A 209-nucleotide genomic window follows, 5' to 3' on the forward strand; every position below is an offset into this window, starting at 1 on the left:
ATCGGTCAGTCAGGAGTATTTAGCCTTGGAGGATGGTCCCCCCATCTTCAGACAGGATTTCTCGTGTCCCGCCTTACTCATCGAACTCCCAGCCATACCATCTTCGAGTACGGGGCTGTCACCCTCTCTCGCCGGCCTTTCCAGACCGTTCCTCTGATGCTATCGCTGATGTTGGTTCTGGGCTGCTCCCCGTTCGCTCGCCGCTACTG

Annotated in this window: 1 rRNA gene; it reads right to left on the reverse strand. The window is 57.4% G+C overall.

What is annotated here, in order from left to right:
* Positions 1 to 209: ribosomal RNA gene (locus EAE90_RS24950) — 23S ribosomal RNA — on the reverse strand; the annotation flags it as partial.

It is taken from the genome of Photorhabdus caribbeanensis, assembly GCF_018448885.1.
Classification (GTDB): domain Bacteria; phylum Pseudomonadota; class Gammaproteobacteria; order Enterobacterales; family Enterobacteriaceae; genus Photorhabdus; species Photorhabdus caribbeanensis.